General features: G+C 65.6%; 18 protein-coding genes. 5 read left to right on the top strand and 13 right to left on the bottom strand.

Annotated features, from left to right (window positions below):
- Positions 1 to 7 precede the first annotated feature (7 nt).
- Both LQG66_RS24675 and LQG66_RS24670 read right to left on the bottom strand, forming a co-directional pair.
- Positions 8 to 802 carry an enoyl-CoA hydratase gene (locus LQG66_RS24675; RefSeq protein WP_231318257.1) on the bottom strand — a complete coding sequence of 265 codons (795 nt, stop codon included), beginning with the start codon at positions 800 to 802 and terminating at the stop codon, positions 8 to 10.
- 190 nt (positions 803 to 992) lie between these two features.
- On the bottom strand, positions 993 to 2216 hold the full coding sequence (locus tag LQG66_RS24670) for an ABC transporter substrate-binding protein (protein ID WP_231318256.1): 1224 nt from the start codon (positions 2214 to 2216) through the stop codon (positions 993 to 995).
- A 263-nt stretch (positions 2217 to 2479) separates the two neighbouring features.
- Here LQG66_RS24670 and LQG66_RS24665 point away from each other — a divergent pair, with 263 nt between their 5' ends.
- Positions 2480 to 3172, top strand: a complete 693-nt coding sequence (locus LQG66_RS24665; protein WP_231327923.1) for a thermonuclease family protein — start codon at positions 2480 to 2482, stop codon at positions 3170 to 3172.
- A gap of 47 nt (positions 3173 to 3219) precedes the next feature.
- Positions 3220 to 4686 (top strand): M48 family metalloprotease, encoded by a 1467-nt coding sequence (locus LQG66_RS24660; protein WP_231318255.1) that lies wholly within the window; start codon positions 3220 to 3222, stop codon positions 4684 to 4686.
- A 420-nt stretch (positions 4687 to 5106) separates the two neighbouring features.
- Here the strand turns inward: LQG66_RS24660 and LQG66_RS24655 are convergent, their stop codons facing one another.
- The 5 genes from LQG66_RS24655 to LQG66_RS24635 form a co-directional block, all read right to left on the bottom strand.
- Entirely contained in the window at positions 5107 to 5922 is an 816-nt protein-coding gene (locus LQG66_RS24655) for a CarD family transcriptional regulator (RefSeq protein WP_231318254.1), read from the bottom strand.
- Between the two features lie 495 nt (positions 5923 to 6417).
- Positions 6418 to 6756 carry a ferredoxin FdxA gene (gene fdxA, locus LQG66_RS24650; RefSeq protein ID WP_231318253.1) on the bottom strand — a complete coding sequence of 113 codons (339 nt, stop codon included), beginning with the start codon at positions 6754 to 6756 and terminating at the stop codon, positions 6418 to 6420.
- Between the two features lie 114 nt (positions 6757 to 6870).
- A complete protein-coding gene (locus tag LQG66_RS24645) occupies positions 6871 to 7176 on the bottom strand; it encodes an RNA-binding S4 domain-containing protein (protein WP_256460637.1) in 306 nt (101 codons plus the stop codon).
- A gap of 13 nt (positions 7177 to 7189) precedes the next feature.
- Positions 7190 to 10750 carry a helicase-related protein gene (locus LQG66_RS24640; RefSeq protein WP_231318252.1) on the bottom strand — a complete coding sequence of 1187 codons (3561 nt, stop codon included), beginning with the start codon at positions 10748 to 10750 and terminating at the stop codon, positions 7190 to 7192.
- Between the two features lie 558 nt (positions 10751 to 11308).
- Positions 11309 to 12124, bottom strand: coding sequence for a DUF3108 domain-containing protein (locus tag LQG66_RS24635; protein ID WP_231327921.1), 816 nt, complete (start codon positions 12122 to 12124; stop codon positions 11309 to 11311).
- A gap of 585 nt (positions 12125 to 12709) precedes the next feature.
- On the opposite strand from LQG66_RS24635, the gene rpmB reads away from it, so the two are divergent.
- Both rpmB and LQG66_RS24625 read left to right on the top strand, forming a co-directional pair.
- Positions 12710 to 13018 (top strand): 50S ribosomal protein L28, encoded by a 309-nt coding sequence (rpmB, locus tag LQG66_RS24630; protein ID WP_231318251.1) that lies wholly within the window; start codon positions 12710 to 12712, stop codon positions 13016 to 13018.
- 347 nt (positions 13019 to 13365) lie between these two features.
- Positions 13366 to 14628: a DUF2235 domain-containing protein gene (locus tag LQG66_RS24625; RefSeq protein ID WP_231318250.1), complete on the top strand. Its 1263-nt coding sequence runs from the start codon at positions 13366 to 13368 to the stop codon at positions 14626 to 14628.
- A gap of 89 nt (positions 14629 to 14717) precedes the next feature.
- Here LQG66_RS24625 and LQG66_RS24620 read toward each other — a convergent pair whose 3' ends face one another.
- From LQG66_RS24620 to LQG66_RS24610, 3 genes are all read right to left on the bottom strand, one after another.
- Complete coding sequence (locus LQG66_RS24620; protein ID WP_231318249.1) at positions 14718 to 14966, bottom strand: hypothetical protein; 249 nt, start codon at positions 14964 to 14966, stop codon at positions 14718 to 14720.
- 84 nt (positions 14967 to 15050) lie between these two features.
- Positions 15051 to 15293, bottom strand: coding sequence for a transcriptional regulator (locus tag LQG66_RS24615; RefSeq protein WP_231318248.1), 243 nt, complete (start codon positions 15291 to 15293; stop codon positions 15051 to 15053).
- Positions 15294 to 15410: 117 nt separating this feature from the next.
- Positions 15411 to 15620 (bottom strand): cold-shock protein, encoded by a 210-nt coding sequence (locus LQG66_RS24610; RefSeq protein WP_231327920.1) that lies wholly within the window; start codon positions 15618 to 15620, stop codon positions 15411 to 15413.
- A 474-nt stretch (positions 15621 to 16094) separates the two neighbouring features.
- Here LQG66_RS24610 and rpsU point away from each other — a divergent pair, with 474 nt between their 5' ends.
- Positions 16095 to 16400 carry a 30S ribosomal protein S21 gene (rpsU, locus tag LQG66_RS24605; RefSeq protein ID WP_231318247.1) on the top strand — a complete coding sequence of 102 codons (306 nt, stop codon included), beginning with the start codon at positions 16095 to 16097 and terminating at the stop codon, positions 16398 to 16400.
- A gap of 190 nt (positions 16401 to 16590) precedes the next feature.
- Here rpsU and LQG66_RS24600 read toward each other — a convergent pair whose 3' ends face one another.
- From LQG66_RS24600 to LQG66_RS24590, 3 genes are read right to left on the bottom strand one after another with little or no spacing between them, the layout of a single operon-like run.
- Entirely contained in the window at positions 16591 to 18201 is a 1611-nt protein-coding gene (locus LQG66_RS24600; protein WP_231318246.1) for an ABC transporter ATP-binding protein, read from the bottom strand.
- A gap of 3 nt (positions 18202 to 18204) precedes the next feature.
- Positions 18205 to 19044, bottom strand: coding sequence for an ABC transporter permease (locus LQG66_RS24595; RefSeq protein WP_231318245.1), 840 nt, complete (start codon positions 19042 to 19044; stop codon positions 18205 to 18207).
- Positions 19041 to 20012, bottom strand: a complete 972-nt coding sequence (locus LQG66_RS24590; RefSeq protein WP_231318244.1) for an ABC transporter permease — start codon at positions 20010 to 20012, stop codon at positions 19041 to 19043. Before LQG66_RS24590 ends, LQG66_RS24595 begins: the two co-directional genes overlap by 4 nt.
- Positions 20013 to 20061 lie beyond the last annotated feature (49 nt).

Here is a 20061-nt window from a genome sequence, read left to right as displayed (position 1 = left end):
CTCGCAACTACCTGCCCTGGAACACCGGCGCGCGCTTCTCGACGAAGGCCTTCGCCGCCTCCTTGTGATCCTCGGTGTCGCTGCAGCGCGAGTGATGCATCGCTTCCGCGTCGAAACAGGCCTCCAGCGTCATCGTCTCGGCGTTGTTGATATTGCGCTTGATGTAGCCGAGCGTCACGCTCGGCCCCTGTGCCAGCGAGAGCGCCAACTCGCGCGCGGCAGCCTCGACCTCGGCATCGGACACGACCCTGGTCAGCATGCCCAAAGCGAGCGCCTCCCGCGCGGTGAGGACCGGCGAGGTCAGATAGAGCTCGCGCGCCTTGGCGCTGCCGAGCAGCTGGGTCAGGAAATAGGTGCCGCCGAAATCGCCCGACAGCCCGACCTTGGCGAAGGCCGTGGTGATCTTGGCCGACTCACCGGCCACCCGCAGGTCGCAGGCGAGCGCGATCGACAGGCCGGCGCCGGCGGCGGCGCCTTCGATCTGCGCCACCACCGGCTTCTGCATCTGATGCAGCAGCCGCGACACTTCCATGCGCTCGCGCAAGGTCGACACCTTGGTCTCGAACGACGGCGCGGTCTTGGCTTCGGCCATCGCCTTGACGTCGCCGCCGACGCAGAACGTGCCGCCGGCGCCCTTCAGCAATACGGCGCGCACCTCCAGGTCATTGGCCGCGCGATGCGCCGCCTCGACCAGCCCCTTGGTCATATCGCTGTTGAGCGCGTTGCGCCGCTCGGGCCGGTTCATCGTGATCGTGAGCAGGCCGGAGTCGAGATGCTGCAGGACGGTGGTGTTGGTGGTCATGGGCCGGCACTCCTTGTTGTTTCCCCGTCATTCCGGGCCGACGCGTCAGCGTCGAACCCGGAATCCCGAACTGATGGACTCACGTCGAGGTTCCGGGTTCAACGCTGCGCGTTGCCCCGGAACGACGGCTGTGCCGCGGAAGAGTCCGCGCTTGCGCACGCACGCGTCCCGGATGACGGCCTTTCGGCCGTCACTTCTTCACCAGCGGGCAGCGCGAGGCTTCCAGCGACTGGAACGCCTCGTTGCCGGGCACGGTGGCGAGCAGCTTGTAGTCGTCCGACTTCCCCTTCGACTCCGACGGCTTCTTGACCTCGAACAGATACATATCGTGCACCATGCGGCCGTCCTCGCGGATGCGGCCGCCATGAGCGAACATGTCGTCGATCGGGGTGGCGCGCATCACCTTCATGACGGCGTCCGGATCGGTGGTGCCCGCGGTCTTCACGGCCTTCAGATAATGCGAGACCGAGGAATAGACACCGGCCTGCGCCGAGGTCGGCACGCGCTTGGTGCGCGCCATGAAGCGCTTGGTGAAGGCGCGGGTGTCGTCGTTGAGGTCCCAGTAGAACGCTTCCGCGACGAGCAGTCCCTGCGCCGTCTCCAGCCCGACGCTGTCGATGTCCGAGACGAAGGCGAGCAGTGGCGACAGCTTCTGGCCACCCTTGGTGAGGCCGAACTCCGCCGCCTGCTTGACGGCATTGATGGTGTCGCCGCCGGCATTGGCAAGCCCGATGACCTTGGCCTTGGAGGCCTGCGCCTGCAGCAGGAAGGAGGAGAAGTCCGACGTGTTGAGCGGGTGGCGGACGCTGCCGAGCACCTTGCCGCCCGACTTCACGACGACGCTCGTGGTGTCCTTTTCGAGATCCTGGCCGAAGGCGTAGTCGGCCGTCAGGAAGAACCAGGTGTCGAGGCCGGACTTCACCGCCGCGAGGCCCGTCACGTTGGCCTGCGCGAAGGTGTCGAACACGTAGTGCACGGTATAGGGCCCGCAGGCTTCGTTGGACAGCCGCACGGAGCCCGGGCCGTTGAAGATGATGATCTTGTTGCGCGCCTTGGCGATCTCGCCGGCAGCGAGCGCGGTGGCGGACGCCGCGACGTCGTAGATCATCTCAACGCCCTGGTTGTCGAGCATGTCGCGGGCGATGTTGGCGGCGAGATCGGCCTTGTTGAGATGGTCGGCCGCGAGCACCTCGATCTTGCGCCCCAGCACCTCGCCGCCGAAATCCTCGACCGCCATCTTCGCCGCGGTCTCGCTGCCGGGACCGGTGATGTCGGCATAGAGGCTCGACATGTCGAGGATGCCGCCGATCTTCAACGGCGGCTTGCTCTGCGCATGCGCCGAGCCTGACGACAGCGTCAGCGCCAGAGCCAGCACGAACAACGACGACGCCGCGCCGCAGATGGTTCTGCTCATCGATATCCTCCCTGCCGGGCACGCCGCTGCATGGCGACGGCCTCGTTGATAGTTCGCATCATGGCGTACGCATCGGCATGCGGCAAGCACCGTACACGGACGATGCGGGCACGTTGTTTTCCGCTCAATGGAATGGCTGAAACGTGCAATGATGCATCATGGCGCAGGTCCCGATATTCCGCGGCACGCGATGGATCCAAGGTGCGATCCATGCGCTGATCACGTTGGCCGCGGCGGTGTCGCCGGGCCGTGCCGCGCCCTGCATGTTCGCCGAGCAGGGCGATGGACACGTCAGCGCGATCATCGATGCGCGCAGCTTCCGGCTCAGCGACGGTCGCGAGATCAGGCTCGCGGGGATCGAAGCGCCGCCACCGGAGCAGCGCGCGGCCTCGATCGACGCGCTCGGCGCGATCCTGCGCGACCGCGACGTCGTGCTGCGCGGCAACGACGACGCGCCCGACCGCTACGGCCGTCAGCGGGCCTTTGCGTGGGTGGCAGGCTCGGACCGCACGGTGCAAGGCGAGCTGCTCGCGCAGGGAGCGGCGCTCCAGGGACTGGACGTGCAGGACGGCGATTGCGCACTCAACCTGCGCGTGTCTGAGACCGAAGCACGCACGTCGCGGCGGGGCATCTGGGCAGCGGGATCCGTCATAAAAAACGCGGAAAGTCCAGACGATATTTTGGCTGCGGCCGGGCTATTTACGGTTGTCGAGGGCAAGGTGTTGTCCGTACGACAGACATCGACAACAACTTATCTCAACTTCGCTCGTAGCTGGACACGGGGCTTCGCGGTGACTATTCCAAAGCGTATGATGGTGGTATTCGAAGGTGCCGGCATCGACATCAAATCACTTGCGAATCGACCGGTTCGCGTGCGCGGATGGATCGAAGCGCACACGGGCCCGAGGATGGAACTGACGCAGCCCGCGCAGATCGAGATTTTGAGCAGTAACTGATCGTAAGGTACGTGAGTAGCGACGTGAACCTGTCTGTTCGAAGGCGCATGACGACAGTGAGCTGCGGTTCGCGGATCGCACCGATCTTGCTGTGCCTGGGGCTGGCGCTGGCCGGCTGCAGTGACATGGGCAAGCTGCAGCAGGCGACGGCACCGATGCCGACGCCGCGGCCGAAGCCGGCGATGGTCCAGACGACGCCCGCAAGTGATCGCGAGCATGAGCGCATTCTCGCAACCTATGGCGGCGCCTACGAGGACCCTCAGCTCGAAGGACTGATCAGCCGGATCGTCGACCGGCTGGTGGCCGTGTCCGACCGTCCCGATCAGGGCTACAAGGTCACGATCCTGAATTCGGGCGCGGTCAACGCCTTCGCGCTGCCGACCGGGCAGCTCTACGTGACCCGCGGCCTGATCGCGCTGGCCAACGACACCTCGGAATTGTCCTCGGTGCTGAGCCACGAGATGGCCCATGTGCTGGCGCGACACGCGGCGATCCGCGAGGACCAGGCGCGTCAGGCAGCGGTGGTGACCCGCGTCGTGTCCGACATGGGCAACGATCCGGACCTGACCGCTCTGGCGCTTGCCAAGACCAAGCTCACGATGGCGAGCTTCTCCCGCACCCAGGAGTTCGAAGCCGACGGTATCGGCGTAGGCATCTCGGCCAAGGCCAAGTTCGATCCTTACGGCGCCTCGCGCTTCCTCACCTCGATGGAGCGCAATGCCGAGCTGAAGGCCGGCAAGGTTGCGCTCGATCCGCGCGCGCAGGACTTCCTGTCATCGCATCCGGCGACGCCCGAGCGGGTGCAGAACGCGGCGGCGATCGCCAAGCAGTATGTCTCTCTCGACGCCAAGGAGCATGATCGCGAGACCTATCTGGCGGCCGTCGACAACATCGTCTACGGCGAGGACCCGAGCGAGGGCTTCGTGCGCGGCCGTCGCTTCCTGCACCCGAAGCTCGGTTTTACCTTCCAGGCGCCGGAGAACTTCACGCTCGACAACACCGCGCAGGCCGTGATCGGCGTGCGCGAGGGCGGCGCCCAGGCGATGCGCTTCGACGTGGTCCGCGTACCGGCCCAGCAGACGCTCGGCGACTACCTCAACTCCGGCTGGATGGAGAACGTCGACAAGTCGGCGACCGAGGAGCTGACGATCAACGGCTTCCCGGCGGCGTCCACGACGGCGAGCGGCGATCCCTGGCAGTTCAAGGTCTATGCGCTGCGCGTCGGCAGCGACGTCTACCGCTTCATCTTCGCATCCCGGCAGAAGTCGACCGAGAGCGAGCGCAACGCGCGGGAGACCGTGAACTCGTTCCGCCGCCTCAGCCTGGAAGAGATCCAGTCGGCGCGCCCGCTGCGCATCAAGGTGATCACGGTGCAGCCCGGCGACACCGTCGAATCCCTGGCGCATCGCATGACCGGCGTCGACCGCCCGATCGAACGCTTCCGCGTCCTGAACGGCCTCGACGCCCGCGCCCAGGTCAAGGTCCGCGACCGCGTCAAGATCGTGGTGGAGTGACGGAGCTGGAGGCGCGCCTACGGAGCGCTCCGCGACGCGACTGATAGGATTGCTCGATAGGAGCGTTTGCCGGCTACAGTGAGGCGCGCCCGATTGCTGTCGTCCCGGGCAAGCACGGCAACGCGACAGCGTCGCCGAGCGCCGACCCCGGGAGCCATACCCACAAGTGCCAATGGGCGCGACGGCTTGGAGCTCCAGCGCGCTCTCTCGCTAGTGCCTGTGGTATGGGTCCCCGCGTTCGCAGGGACGACGACGGAGCTCGGCGGGGCGCGCCCTGCCGATCGGCAGCTCCTGCACGGCGAAGGCGAATGCGCCGGGTCGAAGAAGCCGCGGCACTTCGAAGAACACCCGAACAAAAAAGCCCGACCTTGCGGCCGGGCTTTTCGTAAGCAACTAATTCGAAAACGCGCTAACGATCGATCAGGCCGCTTCGTCGGCCACGGCGGTGTCGTCGCCGTCGACATCATCGGCCTCGGCGTCGGCATCGCCCTCGGCAACCGCATCGGCCTCGGTCTTGGCACCGCGGCGCGGGCTCTTGGCGAGCTGCGTCTCGATCTCCTTGACGGCCTCGGTCTCGGTCGAGTGCTGCACGACGGCGATCTCGCGCGACAGCCGGTCGAGCGCCGCTTCATAGAGCTGGCGTTCGCTGTAGGACTGCTCGGGCTGCGACTCCGACCGATACAGATCGCGCACGACCTCGGCAATCGCGACGATGTCGCCCGAATTGATCTTCGCTTCGTACTCCTGGGCGCGACGCGACCACATCGTGCGCTTGACGCGGGCACGCCCCTTCAGGGTCTCCAGCGCCTTCTTGACCAGCGCGGGATCGGACAACTTGCGCATGCCGACATTGGCGACCTTGGCGGTCGGCACGCGCAGCGTCATCTTGTCCTTGATGAAATTGATGACGAACAGCTCGAGCTTGGCGCCCGCGATCTCCTGCTCCTCGATGGCCAGGATCTGGCCGACGCCGTGAGCCGGATAGACGACGAATTCGTTGGTCTTGAAACCCTGGCGCTGAGTGGGCAGCTTCTTCTCCTCGATGCGCGGCGCAGCAGCGGGCGCGGGTGCAGCAGCCGGCTTGGCGGCAACGGGGGGCTTGGCGACAGGGGCAGCAGCAGCAGGAACGGCCGTCTTGATAACCTTCGACGCCGCTGCCGGCTTGGCGGTGGGCTTCGCAACAGTGGTCTTGGCGGCGGGTGCTTTCGCGGCAGTCTTGGCAGTCTTTTCAGGCATTGCGCTTCTTTTGTTCTTGGTGGACTTGGCAGCCGACGCCTTCGCGGCAGCCCGAACCTCCTTCACAGGAGCCCGAGCACGGCCCTTAGAAACGCTGCGGCTCGCCGCGGCGGCTTTTTTTGTACTCTTGGAAGCACTCTTTTTACGCGTTTTCTGTGACACAGCCTGCGCGCGGAACTGCCACGCCCCTGTTTGATGTTGCGGGAACCTAAAAGGGCGGCCAAGAATATACGCATGGCCGGGTTCGGCTCTGAGATTGTGCTATATATAGCACATTTCCCGCAAAAATCAATGATTTAGAGGGCGCGAGGGCGGTATTGTGACGGATCCGCAAAGTTAGGGTTAAGTGAGGCGCACTGGATTCCGCGCCTCCTGCGCCGGACCCGCCTGCTGCAAAGCCGTCCTAGGTCGTTGTTTTGACGCTCCGATTTCGATCGGCCGCAAGCTGCGCGCGATCCCCTGAGGGCCAGCCCGGCCCCGGCTGGCCGGTCGCGATCAGTCGCCACTTCCAGGCTTGGACGAGAAAAATTTCTCGAATTTTCCCTGCTCGCCATCGTGCTCCTTGGCGTCGCCGGGCGGATCCTTCTTCTGGGTGATGTTGGGCCAGGCCTTGGCATATTCGGCATTGACGCCCAGCCACTTCTCCAACCCCGGCTCGGTGTCCGGCTTGATCGCATCGGCCGGACATTCCGGTTCACACACGCCGCAATCGATGCATTCGTCCGGATGAATGACGAGCATGTTATCGCCCTCGTAGAAGCAGTCTACCGGGCAGACCTCAACGCAATCGGTGTATTTGCATTTGATGCAGTTTTCGGTGACGACGTAAGTCATCCAGGGCTCCGGAACGGATCGACAAATCGGCTGGCTTGCACTAGCGCAGGACGTGATGTGCCGCAAGTGAAGCGGGGCCAAGAACTGAACCGCGTTTTGTGCAGGCGCAACAGGTCACGAGCGGCCGCTCTCCTCGAGGTCGTCGTATAGTCCAGACACCGACGCGGCGTCCCCGCGACGCGCGGCGAAGCCGGTGACCTTCAGCACGCGCACACTGCGATCGAGCGCGATCGTCAGCACGTCGCCGGTCTTCACGCCATGGCCCGGTGAGGTCTCGCGCGCGCCATTGACGCGGACATGCCCCTTCGAGACCAGCGCGGCGGCGCTGGTGCGGGCCTTCACGATCCGCGCATGCCACAGCCATTTGTCGAGGCGCTGCCGTTCTGACGGGGTATCGGACGTAGGCGCTGTCCTTCCAATCAGTCGCTACCGATCAATCCTTGCGGTTGTTGGCCGCGAGCTGCTCCTTGAGCGCCGCAAGCTTGGCGAACGGCGAGTTGGGATCGACCGGCCGGTCGCGATCCCTGCCACCGCCGCTCGACGCATAGGGCCGCAGCGCCGGGCCGCTGTCGCGCTTGTCGCGACCACCACCCTTGCCGAAGTCGCGGCCGCCGCGTCCCTCGCGATCGCCACCGAACTTGCCACCCTTGTTGCGATCGCGGTTCTGCTCGCGCCCCTTGGCGTCTTGATCGCGGCGGGGCCCACGGTCCTCGCGCGCCGGCGCGGCCGCAGTTGCCGCGGCCGCAGCCTCTCCGCCCTCACGCGGGCCCTTGCGGAAGTCCTTGCCGAACTCCTTGACCCGGTCGCGACGGCCTTGGCCGCGATTGCGCTCGCGCGTCTCACCCTCGGCCGGAGCCGCGCCCGTGGCCGCCTGCTCGCCGCCAGCAGCCTGCTGCCCACGCTCGTGCTGCGGGCGATGGTGCCGGTTACGCTGATGGTGCTCATGCCGGGGCCGCCGCTCCTCGGAACGGCCGCCGGGGCGCCAGACCTCGACCAGAACCGGCTCGGCAGCCGCAGCGACAACCGGCTCGGCAGCGACAGCCTCGGCACCGACAGCCTCGGGGGCGGCATCGCCCGCACTTGCGGCGTCGGCCGGTGCCGCCTCAGCGGCCTCCGGCTGCGGCGCATCAGCGGCGACAGGGTCCTCGGTAACCGGCTCTGCAGCGGTCTCAGCGGCCACAGCCTCGGCGGAGACCGCCTCCGCAGCGGCCTCGACCACGGGAGATTCGTCCGCTGGGGTCGGCGTGACGAAGTCCACGGTCGGCAGCGTCGCCAGGGTCGATACCGGCGCGGGCTCATCAGCTTCTTGCGCACCAGTCTCCGGCGCAGCGACCTGCTGCTCGGTCACATCAGCAATCGCGTCTTCCGCCACTGTCGGAACCTGCTCGCCGACCGGCTCACCAGCGGTCCCTGCGACGTCGTCGCCTGGCGCCGCATCGGCCGCCACGGCTTCGGCCGGCCCGGCCTCTGCCGGAGAGGCCTCCACCGGCTTTTCAACCGGCTTGGGCGGCAGCGGCGGCCGCTTGTCCATGCGATAGCCGAGCGCGCGCAGGATCGAGGCGAAGTCCTCGCCAGCCGAGCCGGTGAGCGAGGTCATCGCCTGGGTCACGACGAAGCCGCGGCCATCGAAGGCGCCGGCCGGCTTCTCGCCGGACGCATTCTCGCGCCAGGCCAAAGCAGGTCGAATCAGATCAGCGAGGCGCTCCAGAATGTCGACGCGCACCGCGCGCTCGCCGGCCTGCTTGTAGCCGAGCACGCGATAGGCGTCGCGCGGCAGCGCCTTGTCGACCGGGAAGGAGGTGCGGCCGGAGCTCGCCAGATGCTGCGCGCCGGTCAATGCCGACATGTCGACATTGGCCTGCTTTTCCGCCCACAGCAACGCGGCGAGCGCGCGGGCGGCAGGCTTGAGCAGCGCCGGGACGTAGATGTGATACGCACCGAAGCGGACGCCATATTTGCGCAAGGTGGCGCGCGAGGGCTGGTCGAGATCCTTCATCTCGTTGGCGATTTTGGTGCGCTCGATGACGCCGAGCGCCTCCACCAGCTGGAACGCGATGCCGCGCGCTATGCCGGTGATATCTTCGGCCTTGGAGAGCTCGAACAGCGGGCCGAGCAGCTTTTCGACATGCGTCTTCAGCCACAGATCGAGCCGCGCCTGGACCTTGTCGCGAGCCGCCCCCGTCAGCCGCTCGTCGGCGATGATGCGCAGGCGGGGATGCAGCGCGTCGTCGGCTGCGACCAGCTTGGCCACCGCGTCGCCGGTCCAGCGGATGGTGCCGTCGGCGGTGAGCACGACATGCTCGTCCGGCGCGTTGGACAGTTTCTCGGCACGCGCCTCGATCTCGCCGGCCAGGGCTTTCTGGGCCGCGGCCTGCAGGGCCTTGGCCTCGGAGCCGGCTTCAGCGGCGTCGGGCGCGAAGGTGAATCCATCCAGACGGCCGATCGCGTGCCCTTCAACGATGACTTCGCCGGTCTTGCCGATTTCCGTATTCAAAACACTGTTCTCCCGCAGGCGCCGCATCAATACACTGGTACGGCGATCAACGAAACGCTCCGTAAGCCGTTCATGAAGGGCGTCTGACAATTTATTTTCAAGCTCGCGGGTAATCCCCTGCCAATGATCGGGGTCCCGCAGCCAATCTGGCCGGTTGGCGACGAAGGTCCAGGTGCGAATTTGTGCAATCCGCCCCGACAGCGTGTCGATGTCGCCGTCGACGCGGTCGGCCTGATCGACCTGAGCTGCATACCACGCATCCGGAATCCGCCCTTTCTGCATGAGGAAGCCGAACAGCGTGGTCACGAGCTCGGCATGGGCCGCCGGCGACAGCTTGCGATAGTCCGGGATCTGGCAGGCCTCCCATAGCCGCTCGACGGCCGTGGCACCATGCGCCATGTCGCGCACCTCGGTATCGCGTGCCGCGTGATCGAGCACGCGCAGGTCCTCGGCGATCGGCGCGCGCGTCAGCACCTCATGCCCGGGCGCCAGCGCCAGCGACACCTGCAGCGCGCTGAGGCTCGAGAAATCCAGCCGTGAATTGCGCCATTGCAGCATCTTCACGGAATCGAAGGTATGGTTCTGCAGCGCGTTGACCAGCTCGGGCTCGAATGGCGCACAACGACCGGTGGTGCCGAAGGTGCCGTTGCGCGTGGCACGGCCGGCGCGACCCGCAATCTGCGCAAATTCCGACGGCGTCAGGCGGCGGAATTGATAGCCGTCATATTTGCGGTCGGATGCAAAGGCGACGTGGTCGACGTCGAGATTGAGCCCCATGCCGATTGCGTCGGTGGCGACGAGGTAGTCGACGTCGCCGTTCTGGAACATCGCCACCTGGGCATTGCGGGTGCGCGGCGACAGCGAGCCGAGCACGACGGCGGCGCCGCCGTGCTGGCGGCGGATCAGCTCGGCGATGGCGTAGACCTCGTCGGCGGAGAAGGCGACGATGGCGGTCCGCCGCGGCTGCCGCGTGATCTTGCGGTCGCCGGCGAATTCGAGCTGCGACAGCCGCGGCCGGGTCACCGTGGAGACGCCGGGCAGCAGCCGCTCGATGATCGGGCGCATGGTCGCAGCCCCAAGCAGCAGCGTCTCATCGCGGCCACGACGGTTCAGAATGCGGTCGGTGAAGACATGGCCGCGCTCGAGGTCAGCCGCGATCTGGATCTCGTCGACAGCGAGGAACGAGACGTCGAGATCCCTGGGCATCGCCTCGACGGTGGAGACCCAGTAGCGCGGATTCTTCGGCTTGATCTTCTCTTCGCCGGTGATCAGCGCCACCGTCTCCGGTCCGGTGCGGTCCAGGATCTTGTTGTAGACCTCGCGCGCGAGCAGCCGCAGCGGCAGGCCGATGATTCCGGAAGAATGCGCGAGCATGCGCTCGATCGCCAAATGAGTCTTGCCGGTGTTGGTCGGGCCGAGCACGGCGGTGACGCCGCTTCCAGGAGCGCGGTCGGAGGTGCGCTCGAAAGGCGAAGCAACCGAAGAAGACGAAAAAGCCATTCGTTAAATTTGGGTCTCGAAGCCGGCGTTGCACGCGCGCCGTTCACGCGCGATGGATGCGGAATTGTCGTGTGTCTGGAGAGGCTGCGATGCTTACCCCTGTCTCACATTGTGACGCATATAGTGCTGCTGCTTAAGCTTCGGAACGCCTTGAGAACGAATCGCGCCCGAATCGCTGACTCCATGGTCTTTCCGCTTCGTTCACCGCAACATCTCGCGCCCGGCTATTATGCTAGCACTAGATCAAGTTTTTGCGGGCTCGACAAGCAACGCTTTCGCGATGGAACCAGCAGGCCTTTTGGCGAGGTCCGAGTCGAATCAGAATCAGCGCAGAGTCAAACAGATTCGCGCGGGGGCTGACGGCGTCAACGCAGCGCGCCAGGACACCGCCATTCCGGGACGCGCGCCGCGCGAACCTGGAATCTCGATGTGAGAGACAGCTGTTCAGGACAGCAAACGTCGCATGACACGCCACGACCTCTGGATTCCAAGGTTCAGCCCTGCGGGCTGTCACGGAATGACACCGGCGGAGGCAACAGGCGACTTTATGGAATACGGCTACTGCGTCTTGGCGACGTGAGGCGTGGCCTGCGTGACGAAGGAGGTCGCCTCCAGCATTGCGGTTCCCAACGGCGTCGGGATCACCATCTTGAACGGCACCAGGACGCGCGTGCCGGCGATCGGCACGAGGAAGATTTCCATGTTGCGGGCCTGGGCCAGATATTTGATGACCGGCCGGTCCGGGATGTAGCCCGCGATCGGCGTGAAGTAGACGGCGCAGACCAGCGCCGGACCGCGATAGCCCTTGTCCGCCTTGACGTTCTCCATGCGCTTGTAGTCGAGCTTGAGCTCGTAGCGCATGCGGCCGTCGAACACCGGCGCGGCGCCACGGCAGGATTCCGGCGCGAATAACTCGCCATTGCCGGGGACGCGGACCAACGACGCCGTCATCGGATCGAGCACGCCGCGCTTGTGTGCGTCGGTGACCGGAATGCGGTTGGGATCGACCGGCGGCTCCGGCTCGATGCCGAAATCCTTCACATTCCCGTTCAGGAGATTGATGTGAATCTGCTCCGACTTCTTTCCGGCCGTGGTCGAGGCCTGATAGCTCTGCCCGACCAGCGCCCCGTTGACCACGCGGCCCTGCGCCGCGCCGCTGCCTGAGCCCTGCGAGAAGCTCTTGAGCAGGCCCGCGGTGCCGCCCTGCGCCGAGGCGCCATATTGGTCGTCGCCGATTTCGACCGCCCAAGTGCCCTTGCCGACTGGAATGCCGGCCAGGGAGGCCTCATATTGCGCGTCGAGCCTGGCCTGGGCTTGTGCGGCCCGAGGCGGCACCAGAACCAACAGGCAGAGGACAGAGCCGGCCGCAACCAGGCCGCGGGAAACGAATGAGGGAGCCGAGGTGATGGTCACGTGAGGGATGATCCTACCGATCCGCCTGCCTGCCGCGCATCGGACCAGTCCGGCGCGCCGTCCTTGCTACTTAAGCCAAAAACGCCTTCGAACAACGCGAACCGTCCGACGATGGCGGTTTGTCCAGCGCTTTGCGCCTGAACGGCACCTGGATCAGTCGCCCACGCTCCCGCTCGAACATACCGCCATTCTGGCGTGCGGGGCCGCTCGACCGGACACCCTTCATCGTGCCTGAATACGCCCTTTATATGGTCTAAACTACCGGCTATACCGTTGATTAGACGCTCGCTTTCGGCTCCGCGGCGGTTTTGGGCCGAACCTCGCAGCAGGCCCACCGCGCCGTCTGCGGGAAATCCTGCCTCCGCCGGCCACCAGGACCGCCGTTGGCAGAGGCCTTCAAAACGGTGGCCTTCAAAACCTTGACGAAAAGCCGCATCCCCCCTATACGACCGCATCTCCCAGAGAAGAGCTGGACGAGTTTTGGACCCCCGCGGCCCGCCGACACAGGCGGACGAAGGGTGCGGGGATGAGAGAGGATTTATTGCCATGTCGCGGCGCTGTGAACTGACGGCCAAGGGCCCCCAGGTTGGCCACAAGGTGAGCCACTCCAACATCAAGACCAAGCGGCGCTTCCTGCCGAACCTGTGCAACGTGACCTTCATCTCGGATGTACTCGGCCGCAACGTTCGCCTGCGGGTCTCGACCAACGCGATCAAGAGCGTCGACCACAATGGCGGTCTCGACGCCTATCTGCGCAAGGCCAACGCCGCGACGCTGTCGCCGCGCGCGCTGGAGCTGAAGCGCCAGATCGAGAAGAAGGCGGCGGACGCCGCGCCGGTCGCCAAGGCGAGCTGACACCGCTGAGTTTCAGAGATTGACGCTGGAGCCCGGCGCGTTGCGCAGGGTTGGGGCGGAGTGAGTTGACGGAACGGCCGGATCGCAGGATCCGGCCGTTCTTGTTTGCGATCACACCGGCCCACCGCGCGAGCGGAATCAGGATCCGCTCGCGCAGCAGTTCGCTCGGATGACTGCAAGTCGCGTAGGGTTTACGCGTTCGCACAGCGGTCAGTGACAACTTGCACGGCCGTCTCGGCGAGCCGGCAAAAACAACCCAGACGAACTGTCATGAGAACCGGTCTCCCCAACCTTCCCCGGATGCTCTACACTCGTCCCGGTAGCATTATCGCGGACATTCCTTTGCCATGAAGAATATTGTCATCTGCTGTGACGGCACCGGCAACGAGATCAGCGAGAACATTTCCAACGTCCTCAAGCTCTATCGCTGTCTGCGCAAGACCGACAAGACGACGCCGCAGCAGGCCGTGTGCTACGACCCCGGCGTCGGCACACTGACGCAGCCGGACAGCTGGCACCGCTTCAAGGCGAACTTCAATCTCGTGCTCGGGCTCGCCACCGGCTATGGCCTCGACGACAACGTCATCAAGGCCTACTGCTTCCTCGCCACACACTATCAGGAGGGCGACCGCATCTTCCTGTTCGGCTTCTCGCGCGGCGCCTACACCGTGCGCGTGCTGGCCGGGCTGGTCCACAAGATCGGGCTGATCTCGCCGGATCAGATCAATCTCGCCGGCTCGGGCGTGATCGCCTACAAGAAGTACTCCTCCGACAATCCGAACTCCGGGCGCGGCATCACCACTGAGGCCGAGAGCACCGAGGAAGAGGGACCGATCCCGGAGAGCCACGACGACCAGGCCGCGCAGTTCGCGCGCATCACCTCGGCGCGCTGGCCGACCATCCATTTCGTCGGCGTGTGGGATACGGTGGCGAGCGTGATCGTGCCGCGCACCGACCGGCTCCTGGCGCTGCCGAGCCTCGAGGAGCTCGCCTTCACGATCCAGAATCCGAGCGTGAAGATCTTCCGCCAGGCGGCGGCGATCGACGAGCGACGCAGCATGTTCCGCCTGAAGGCCTGGAACATGCCGCAGACCTTCACGCCCAACCGCTTCAACAAGGCGCAGGCGAGACCGCAGGACGCCAAGCAGGTGTGGTTCGCCGGCGTCCACGGCGATGTCGGAGGCGGCTATCCGGAAGCACAGTCGCCGGCCTCCAAATATCCGCTGCTCTGGATGATCGACGAGGCGGTCGAGGCCGGGCTTGCGGTCAACCCGCGCACGGTGAACCAGCTCGCCTGGGGCGTCCAGCGCAAGAACAGCCCGTTCAAATATGTGCCGCCGAGCGTCCAGGGCCCGTTGCACAATTCGATGACGCCGGTCTGGCGCCTGCTCGAATATCTGCCGAAGAGCGCGAAGTACAAGGAATGGCCGGCGCGGCAGGCGCGTTTCGGATTCTACATCCCGGATTGCGAGCCGCGCTTCATCCCCGACAACGCCTTCATTCATGAGAGCGTGCTGATGCGGATCGCGGAATCGAAGGACTACCGGCCGGTCAATCTGCCGGCGTCCTACGAGCGCGTGCCGCTGCCGGTCAAGCAGAAGACGGAGTAGCCACGCGCGCGGCGCATCGTTCGCGGCCATGCAGGACCGCCATGGCCGAGTCTCATCACGTCTCGCGCGTCGCGCCAGATCGCCGTCCGTCAGATCATCCTGAGATGGATCACGCCGTCGTCGACGTCACCGCGCTCGAACTGCTCGCGCGCGATCCGCTCGAAGGCCTTGCGGTGCTTCTGCAGGTAGTTCAGCGCCTGGTTTTTGGTGCGGAAGCTGGTGGCGAGATGACAGACTTGCCGCGAGGATCCGATCGCGAGCGCAAAGGCGATCGTCTGGCCTCCGCTCTCGGGGTCATCCTTGGCAATGCGAACGTCCGTCGCAACCTCCTTGGCCATACCAGCCTCCTCGGCGGGAACGTCGGATCTGGACGCGGAATAGCGTTCGGCAGAAGCGCGCGGGCACAGGCGCGCCGGCTCGAACTATCGGACGATCTTCTTCCGTCGCTTCGGGACCGGCGCGGCCGCGGCATCGGCGCCGGCCTTTGCATCCTCCGCCTGCTTGGCGAGTCTCAGCGCGCGCAGCCGCTCCATGTTCTTCCGGATCGCAGCCGCGCGCTGGCCCGATTCGGCCAGCGCCTTGGCGCCCTCGTCGGCCGCGACCTGTCGGCGCTGTGCCCGCGCGAGGCTTTCGGCCGAAGGCTCCGATGTTCTCTTCGCTACCATCGACTGATCCTTCCCCAGGAGGTGCAAGCTGTCGTGGAGACGCAGAAAGCCCGCTCAATCCGTGATCGAGCGGGCAAACCAGCCATTTCAGTACATCCGTGAAATGGCCCTAGGCGATCAGGCCAGCGAGAGATTTTCCGCGCTGGTCTTGCCACGCATCTTGTCGGTCTTCAGATCGAAGTTGACCTTCTGGCCTTCGGCCAAGCCGGCGAGACCAGCACGCTCGACGGCGCTGATGTGAACGAACACGTCATTGCCGCCGTCCTGCGGCTGAATGAAGCCAAAGCCCTTCTGGCCATTGAACCACTTAACGGTACCCTGCGGCATATCTTTCTCCAAAGCAATCATCGCGCGACCATCACGCGATCTCATTCAACTAAGACTGAGCGATGACTTTGGGAAATAGCCCACGGGCACATTCAGAAAGGCACAGCGGCTAATCGAACAACCGCAAGGTAGCGATTTTCTGCAAGATTACAAGGCAGAGGCTGAAATTGTTTTCGGCACGCCGTCGCGCTTCGGCCCAACAGGCTGGCAATCTCCGCCCTCAGCCCCTATGTTCATCCAACCATCGCCTTGGTGGTGACCCTGCGCCCCAGAATGCATTGATCACCGCATCCGACGACATTGCGGATGACGCGACTACGCTTTCCGTACGATGACACCGCTGCTCAGGCGGCTTTGCTGGCGTCGCTCGCCGGCCTCACTTGCCGGCCTTGCTTGCAAAGCACTCGCGCTCACGGCGCCGATTGAATTTGCCTGACGGATCTTCATCGCAGGACCAAAATAAGGAGGAAGCTTTTGCAGGTTCTTGTTCGTGACAACGACGTCGAGAAAGCGTTGCGCATCCTGAAACGGAAGATGCAGCGTGAAGGTGTGTTCCGCGAGATGAAGCGCCGCAGATCTTACGAGAAGCCGTCGGAGCGGAAGACGCGCGAGAAATCCGATGCGATCCGGCGCCATCGCAAGCTTGCGCGCAAGCAGGCCATCCGCGAGGGGCTGCTGCCCGCTCCACCCCCCAAGAAGACGCTGCTGGCGCGGCCGCGCGCAGGACTCCCGGCGACGACTCCGGCGCGCGCTGAAAGCAGCGGTCCCGCCCGCGCTTAGTCGGCTCGGCCGAACCGGCCGTTCTGATCAGTTCCCAGACTGTGATCAGGTACCAGACAAGCGTCTGCGCGATCGCTCGATCATAGACGTGCGGCGCTGTTTGACGATCCGTGCGGTGACCGCCGTCCTTTGGAGCGGAACCGCGTAGGCGCTTGTTCGGCGACGCCGCCGTCTGAAGCCTCGAGGTGGTCTACGCCACCTCGTGCCGACGTCCGGGTACCGCGGCGAGCAGCTCGCGGGTGTAGGCATGCTCGGGGTTGGCGAACAGCGCCGCAGTCGGCTTCAGCTCGACGATCTCGCCCTTCTGCATGACGGCAATGCGGTCGCAGATCTGCGCCGCCACGCGCAAGTCATGGGTGATGAACAGCATCGAAAGCCCAAGCCGCGCCTTCAGATCTTCCAGCAGCCGCAGCACCTGCGCCTGCACGGAGACGTCGAGCGCGGACACCGCCTCATCGGCGACGATGATCTCGGGCTCGAGCGCGAGCGCCCGCGCGATGCCGATGCGCTGGCGCTGCCCGCCGGAGAATTCGTGCGGATAGCGGCCGATGGCGCCGACATCGAGCCCAACCAGGCCGAGCAGCTCCTGCGCACGCTCCAGCGCCGCATCGAGGGCAACGCCGCGCGCGACCATCCCGTCGGCGATGATGCGGCCGACCTTGCGGCGCGGATTGAGCGAAGCGAACGGATCCTGGAAGATCATCTGGATGCGATGACGCTGCGCGCGTAGCGCGCGGCCTTCGAGCGCCGTGAGATCGACGTCGCCGATCCGCACGGTGCCGCGATCCGCTTCGATCAGCCGCATCACCAGCCGCGCCACCGACGACTTGCCGGAGCCGGACTCGCCGACCAGGCCGAGTGTCTCGCCCTGATGGATCGCGAAACTGACCGCCTGCGCGGCGCGCGTTTCGCGCTTCGGGCGAAACCAGCCTGTCGGCGTGATGTAGGTCTTGTCGAGGCAGATCACCTCGACCGCCTTCGGCGCCGCCTCGCGCGTTTCACGCGGCGGCGGATCGAACGACGGCACGGCCGCGAGCAGCGCCTTGGTGTAGTCGTGCTGAGGGTTGCCGAGCACGGCCTGTGCCGTGCCCTCCTCCACCACCTTGCCATGACGCAGCACCACGACCTGGTCGGCAATGTCGGTGACGACGCCGAAATCGTGGGTGATGAACATCACCGCCATGCTGTGGCTCTGCTGCAGGTTGCGGATCAGCTTGAGGATCTGTGCCTGCGTGGTGACGTCGAGCGCTGTGGTGGGCTCGTCCGCGACCAGCACCGCCGGCTCGAGTGCGAGCGCCATCGCGATCATCGCGCGCTGGCGCTGGCCGCCCGACAGCTGATGCGGATAGGCGCGGATGATGCGCTCCGGGTCGGGCAGGCCGACCTCGCGCACCAGCGCCAACGCCTTGGCGCGACGCTCCCTAGACGTCAGCAGGTCATGCGCCTCGAACACCTCCATCAGTTGGTCGCCGATCCGCATCAACGGATTGAGCGCCGTCATCGGCTCCTGGAACACCATGGCGATGCGGCGGCCGCGCAGATCGCGCCAGCCGTCTTCGTCCACGGTGAGCAGGTCGCGGCCCTCGAAGCGGATCTCGCCGCCCTCGACCTTCACCGTGTTGGGCAGCAGGCCGAGCAGCGCATGCGCGCACATCGACTTGCCGGAGCCGGACTCGCCGACCACGCAGACGATCTTGCCCGCGGTGAGATCGAACGAGACGCCATCGACCGCATGGGCGCGCTCGCCGCCCTTGGGCAGCGCGATGCGGAGGTTCTTGATTGTCACGACCGGATCGGTCATCGCTCACCTGCCCTCATGCGATAGGCGCGGGTTGAGAGCATCGTTCAATCCCTCGCCTATCAGATTGAGACCGAGCACCGACAGCAGGATCGCGACGCCGGGAAACACCGTGATCCACCAGGCCTGGCGGATGACGGTGCGGCCGGCGCCGACCATGTAGCCCCAGGAGATCAAATTGGGATCGCCGAGGCCGAGAAACGACAGCGAGGATTCCAAGAGGATCGCGGTCGCCACCATCAGCGAGGCCAGCACGATCACCGGCGACAGCGCGTTGGGCAGGATCTCGCGCCAGATGATCCAGGCATTGCTCTGTCCGGTGACGATGGCCGCCTGGACATATTCGCGGGTGCGCAGGCTCAGCACCTCGCCGCGCACGAGACGCGCGACCGGCGGCCAGCTGACGAGCCCGATGGCGGCAACAATGGAATAGATCGACGGCTGCAGGATCGCGACCAGCACGATCGCGAGCGCGAAGCTCGGAATGGTCTGGAAGAACTCGGTGAAGCGCATCAGGGCATCATCGACACGGCCGCCGAAATAGCCGGCGACGGCGCCGAGCGGCACACCGACGACCAGCGCCACGAGCGTCGAGACGAGGCCGACCAGCAGCGAGACGCGCGCGCCGAAGATCAGCCCGGCCAGCACGTCGCGCCCGAGCGCGTCGGTGCCGAGCGGCACCGTGGACAGCGTGAACGGGGCCACGAACGGCCGCTGCACCATGCGCCAGGGCGAATTGGGAAAGTAGAGCGGCCCGGCCACGGCGACCAGGATCGCGAGCACAAGAATGATGAACCCAATGCCGCCGCTCGGGCTCCGCAGCATGGTGCGCCAGAACTGCCTCATGCTGAAAACTCGATGCGCGGATCGACCAGCCGGTACACGAGGTCGGTCACGAGGTTGAAGATCAGCACCATGGCCGAGGACACCACGAACACGCCGAGCAGCAGGTTGTAGTCACGCTGGATCAGCGCGTCATACATCAGCCGGCCGATGCCGGGCCAGGCGAACACGGTCTCGGTCAGCACCGCGCCGCCGACCAGCGTGCCGGCATGGACGCCGGCCAGGGTGACGACCGGCAGCAGCGCATTGCGCAGCACGTGGCGGCGCAGGATGACGCCGTCGCGCAGGCCCTTGGCCCGCGCGGTCTTGACGAAATCGAGCCGCTTCACCTCCAGCATCGAGGCGCGGGTCATGCGGGTGTAGGTCGCCATGAAGAACAGGCCGAGCGTGGCGGCGGGCATCACCAGATGGGCGCCAACGTCGAGCGCGTGGCGCAGGCCGGTGTAGCCGGCGCCGACCGTGTCGTAGCCGAAGCTCGGCAGCCAGTCGGCCCAGACAGAGAACAAGAGGATCGCGATCAGCGCGATCCAGAACAGCGGCGTGGCGTAGAAGATCAGCGCCAGCACCGTGATCGCGGTATCGAGGAAGGTGCCGGCGAAACGCGCGGCCAGCACGCCGAACAGGATGCCGAGACCAAGCGAGATCGCGAAGGCCGTGAGCGTCAGCAGCAGCGTCGCCGGCAGCCGCTCGGCGATCAGCTTGGCGACCGGCGCCTGCTGGCGGAACGAGAAGCCGAGGTCGAGACTGGCGATGCCCTTGACGTAGATGAGCAGCTGCTCCGGCAGGGGTTTGTCCAGACCGAACTTCTCGCGCAGCTGCGCGACGAAGATCTGGTCTGAGGCGCCGGCCTCGCCGGCCATCACCACGGCAGGATCGCCCGGCGCCAGCCGGATCAGGAAGAAGTTCAGCACGATGATGGCGAGCAGGACGATAACGCCCTTCACGACGCGCTGGGCGATGAAGGAGAGCATGGAGAGCCCTTATGGTCAGCTCGGCAGGATGATGGCACGGCGGCGCGCG

Source organism: Bradyrhizobium ontarionense, from assembly GCF_021088345.1.
GTDB classification, from domain to species: domain Bacteria; phylum Pseudomonadota; class Alphaproteobacteria; order Rhizobiales; family Xanthobacteraceae; genus Bradyrhizobium; species Bradyrhizobium ontarionense.
This window is presented reverse-complemented; position numbering and strand designations above follow the sequence as displayed.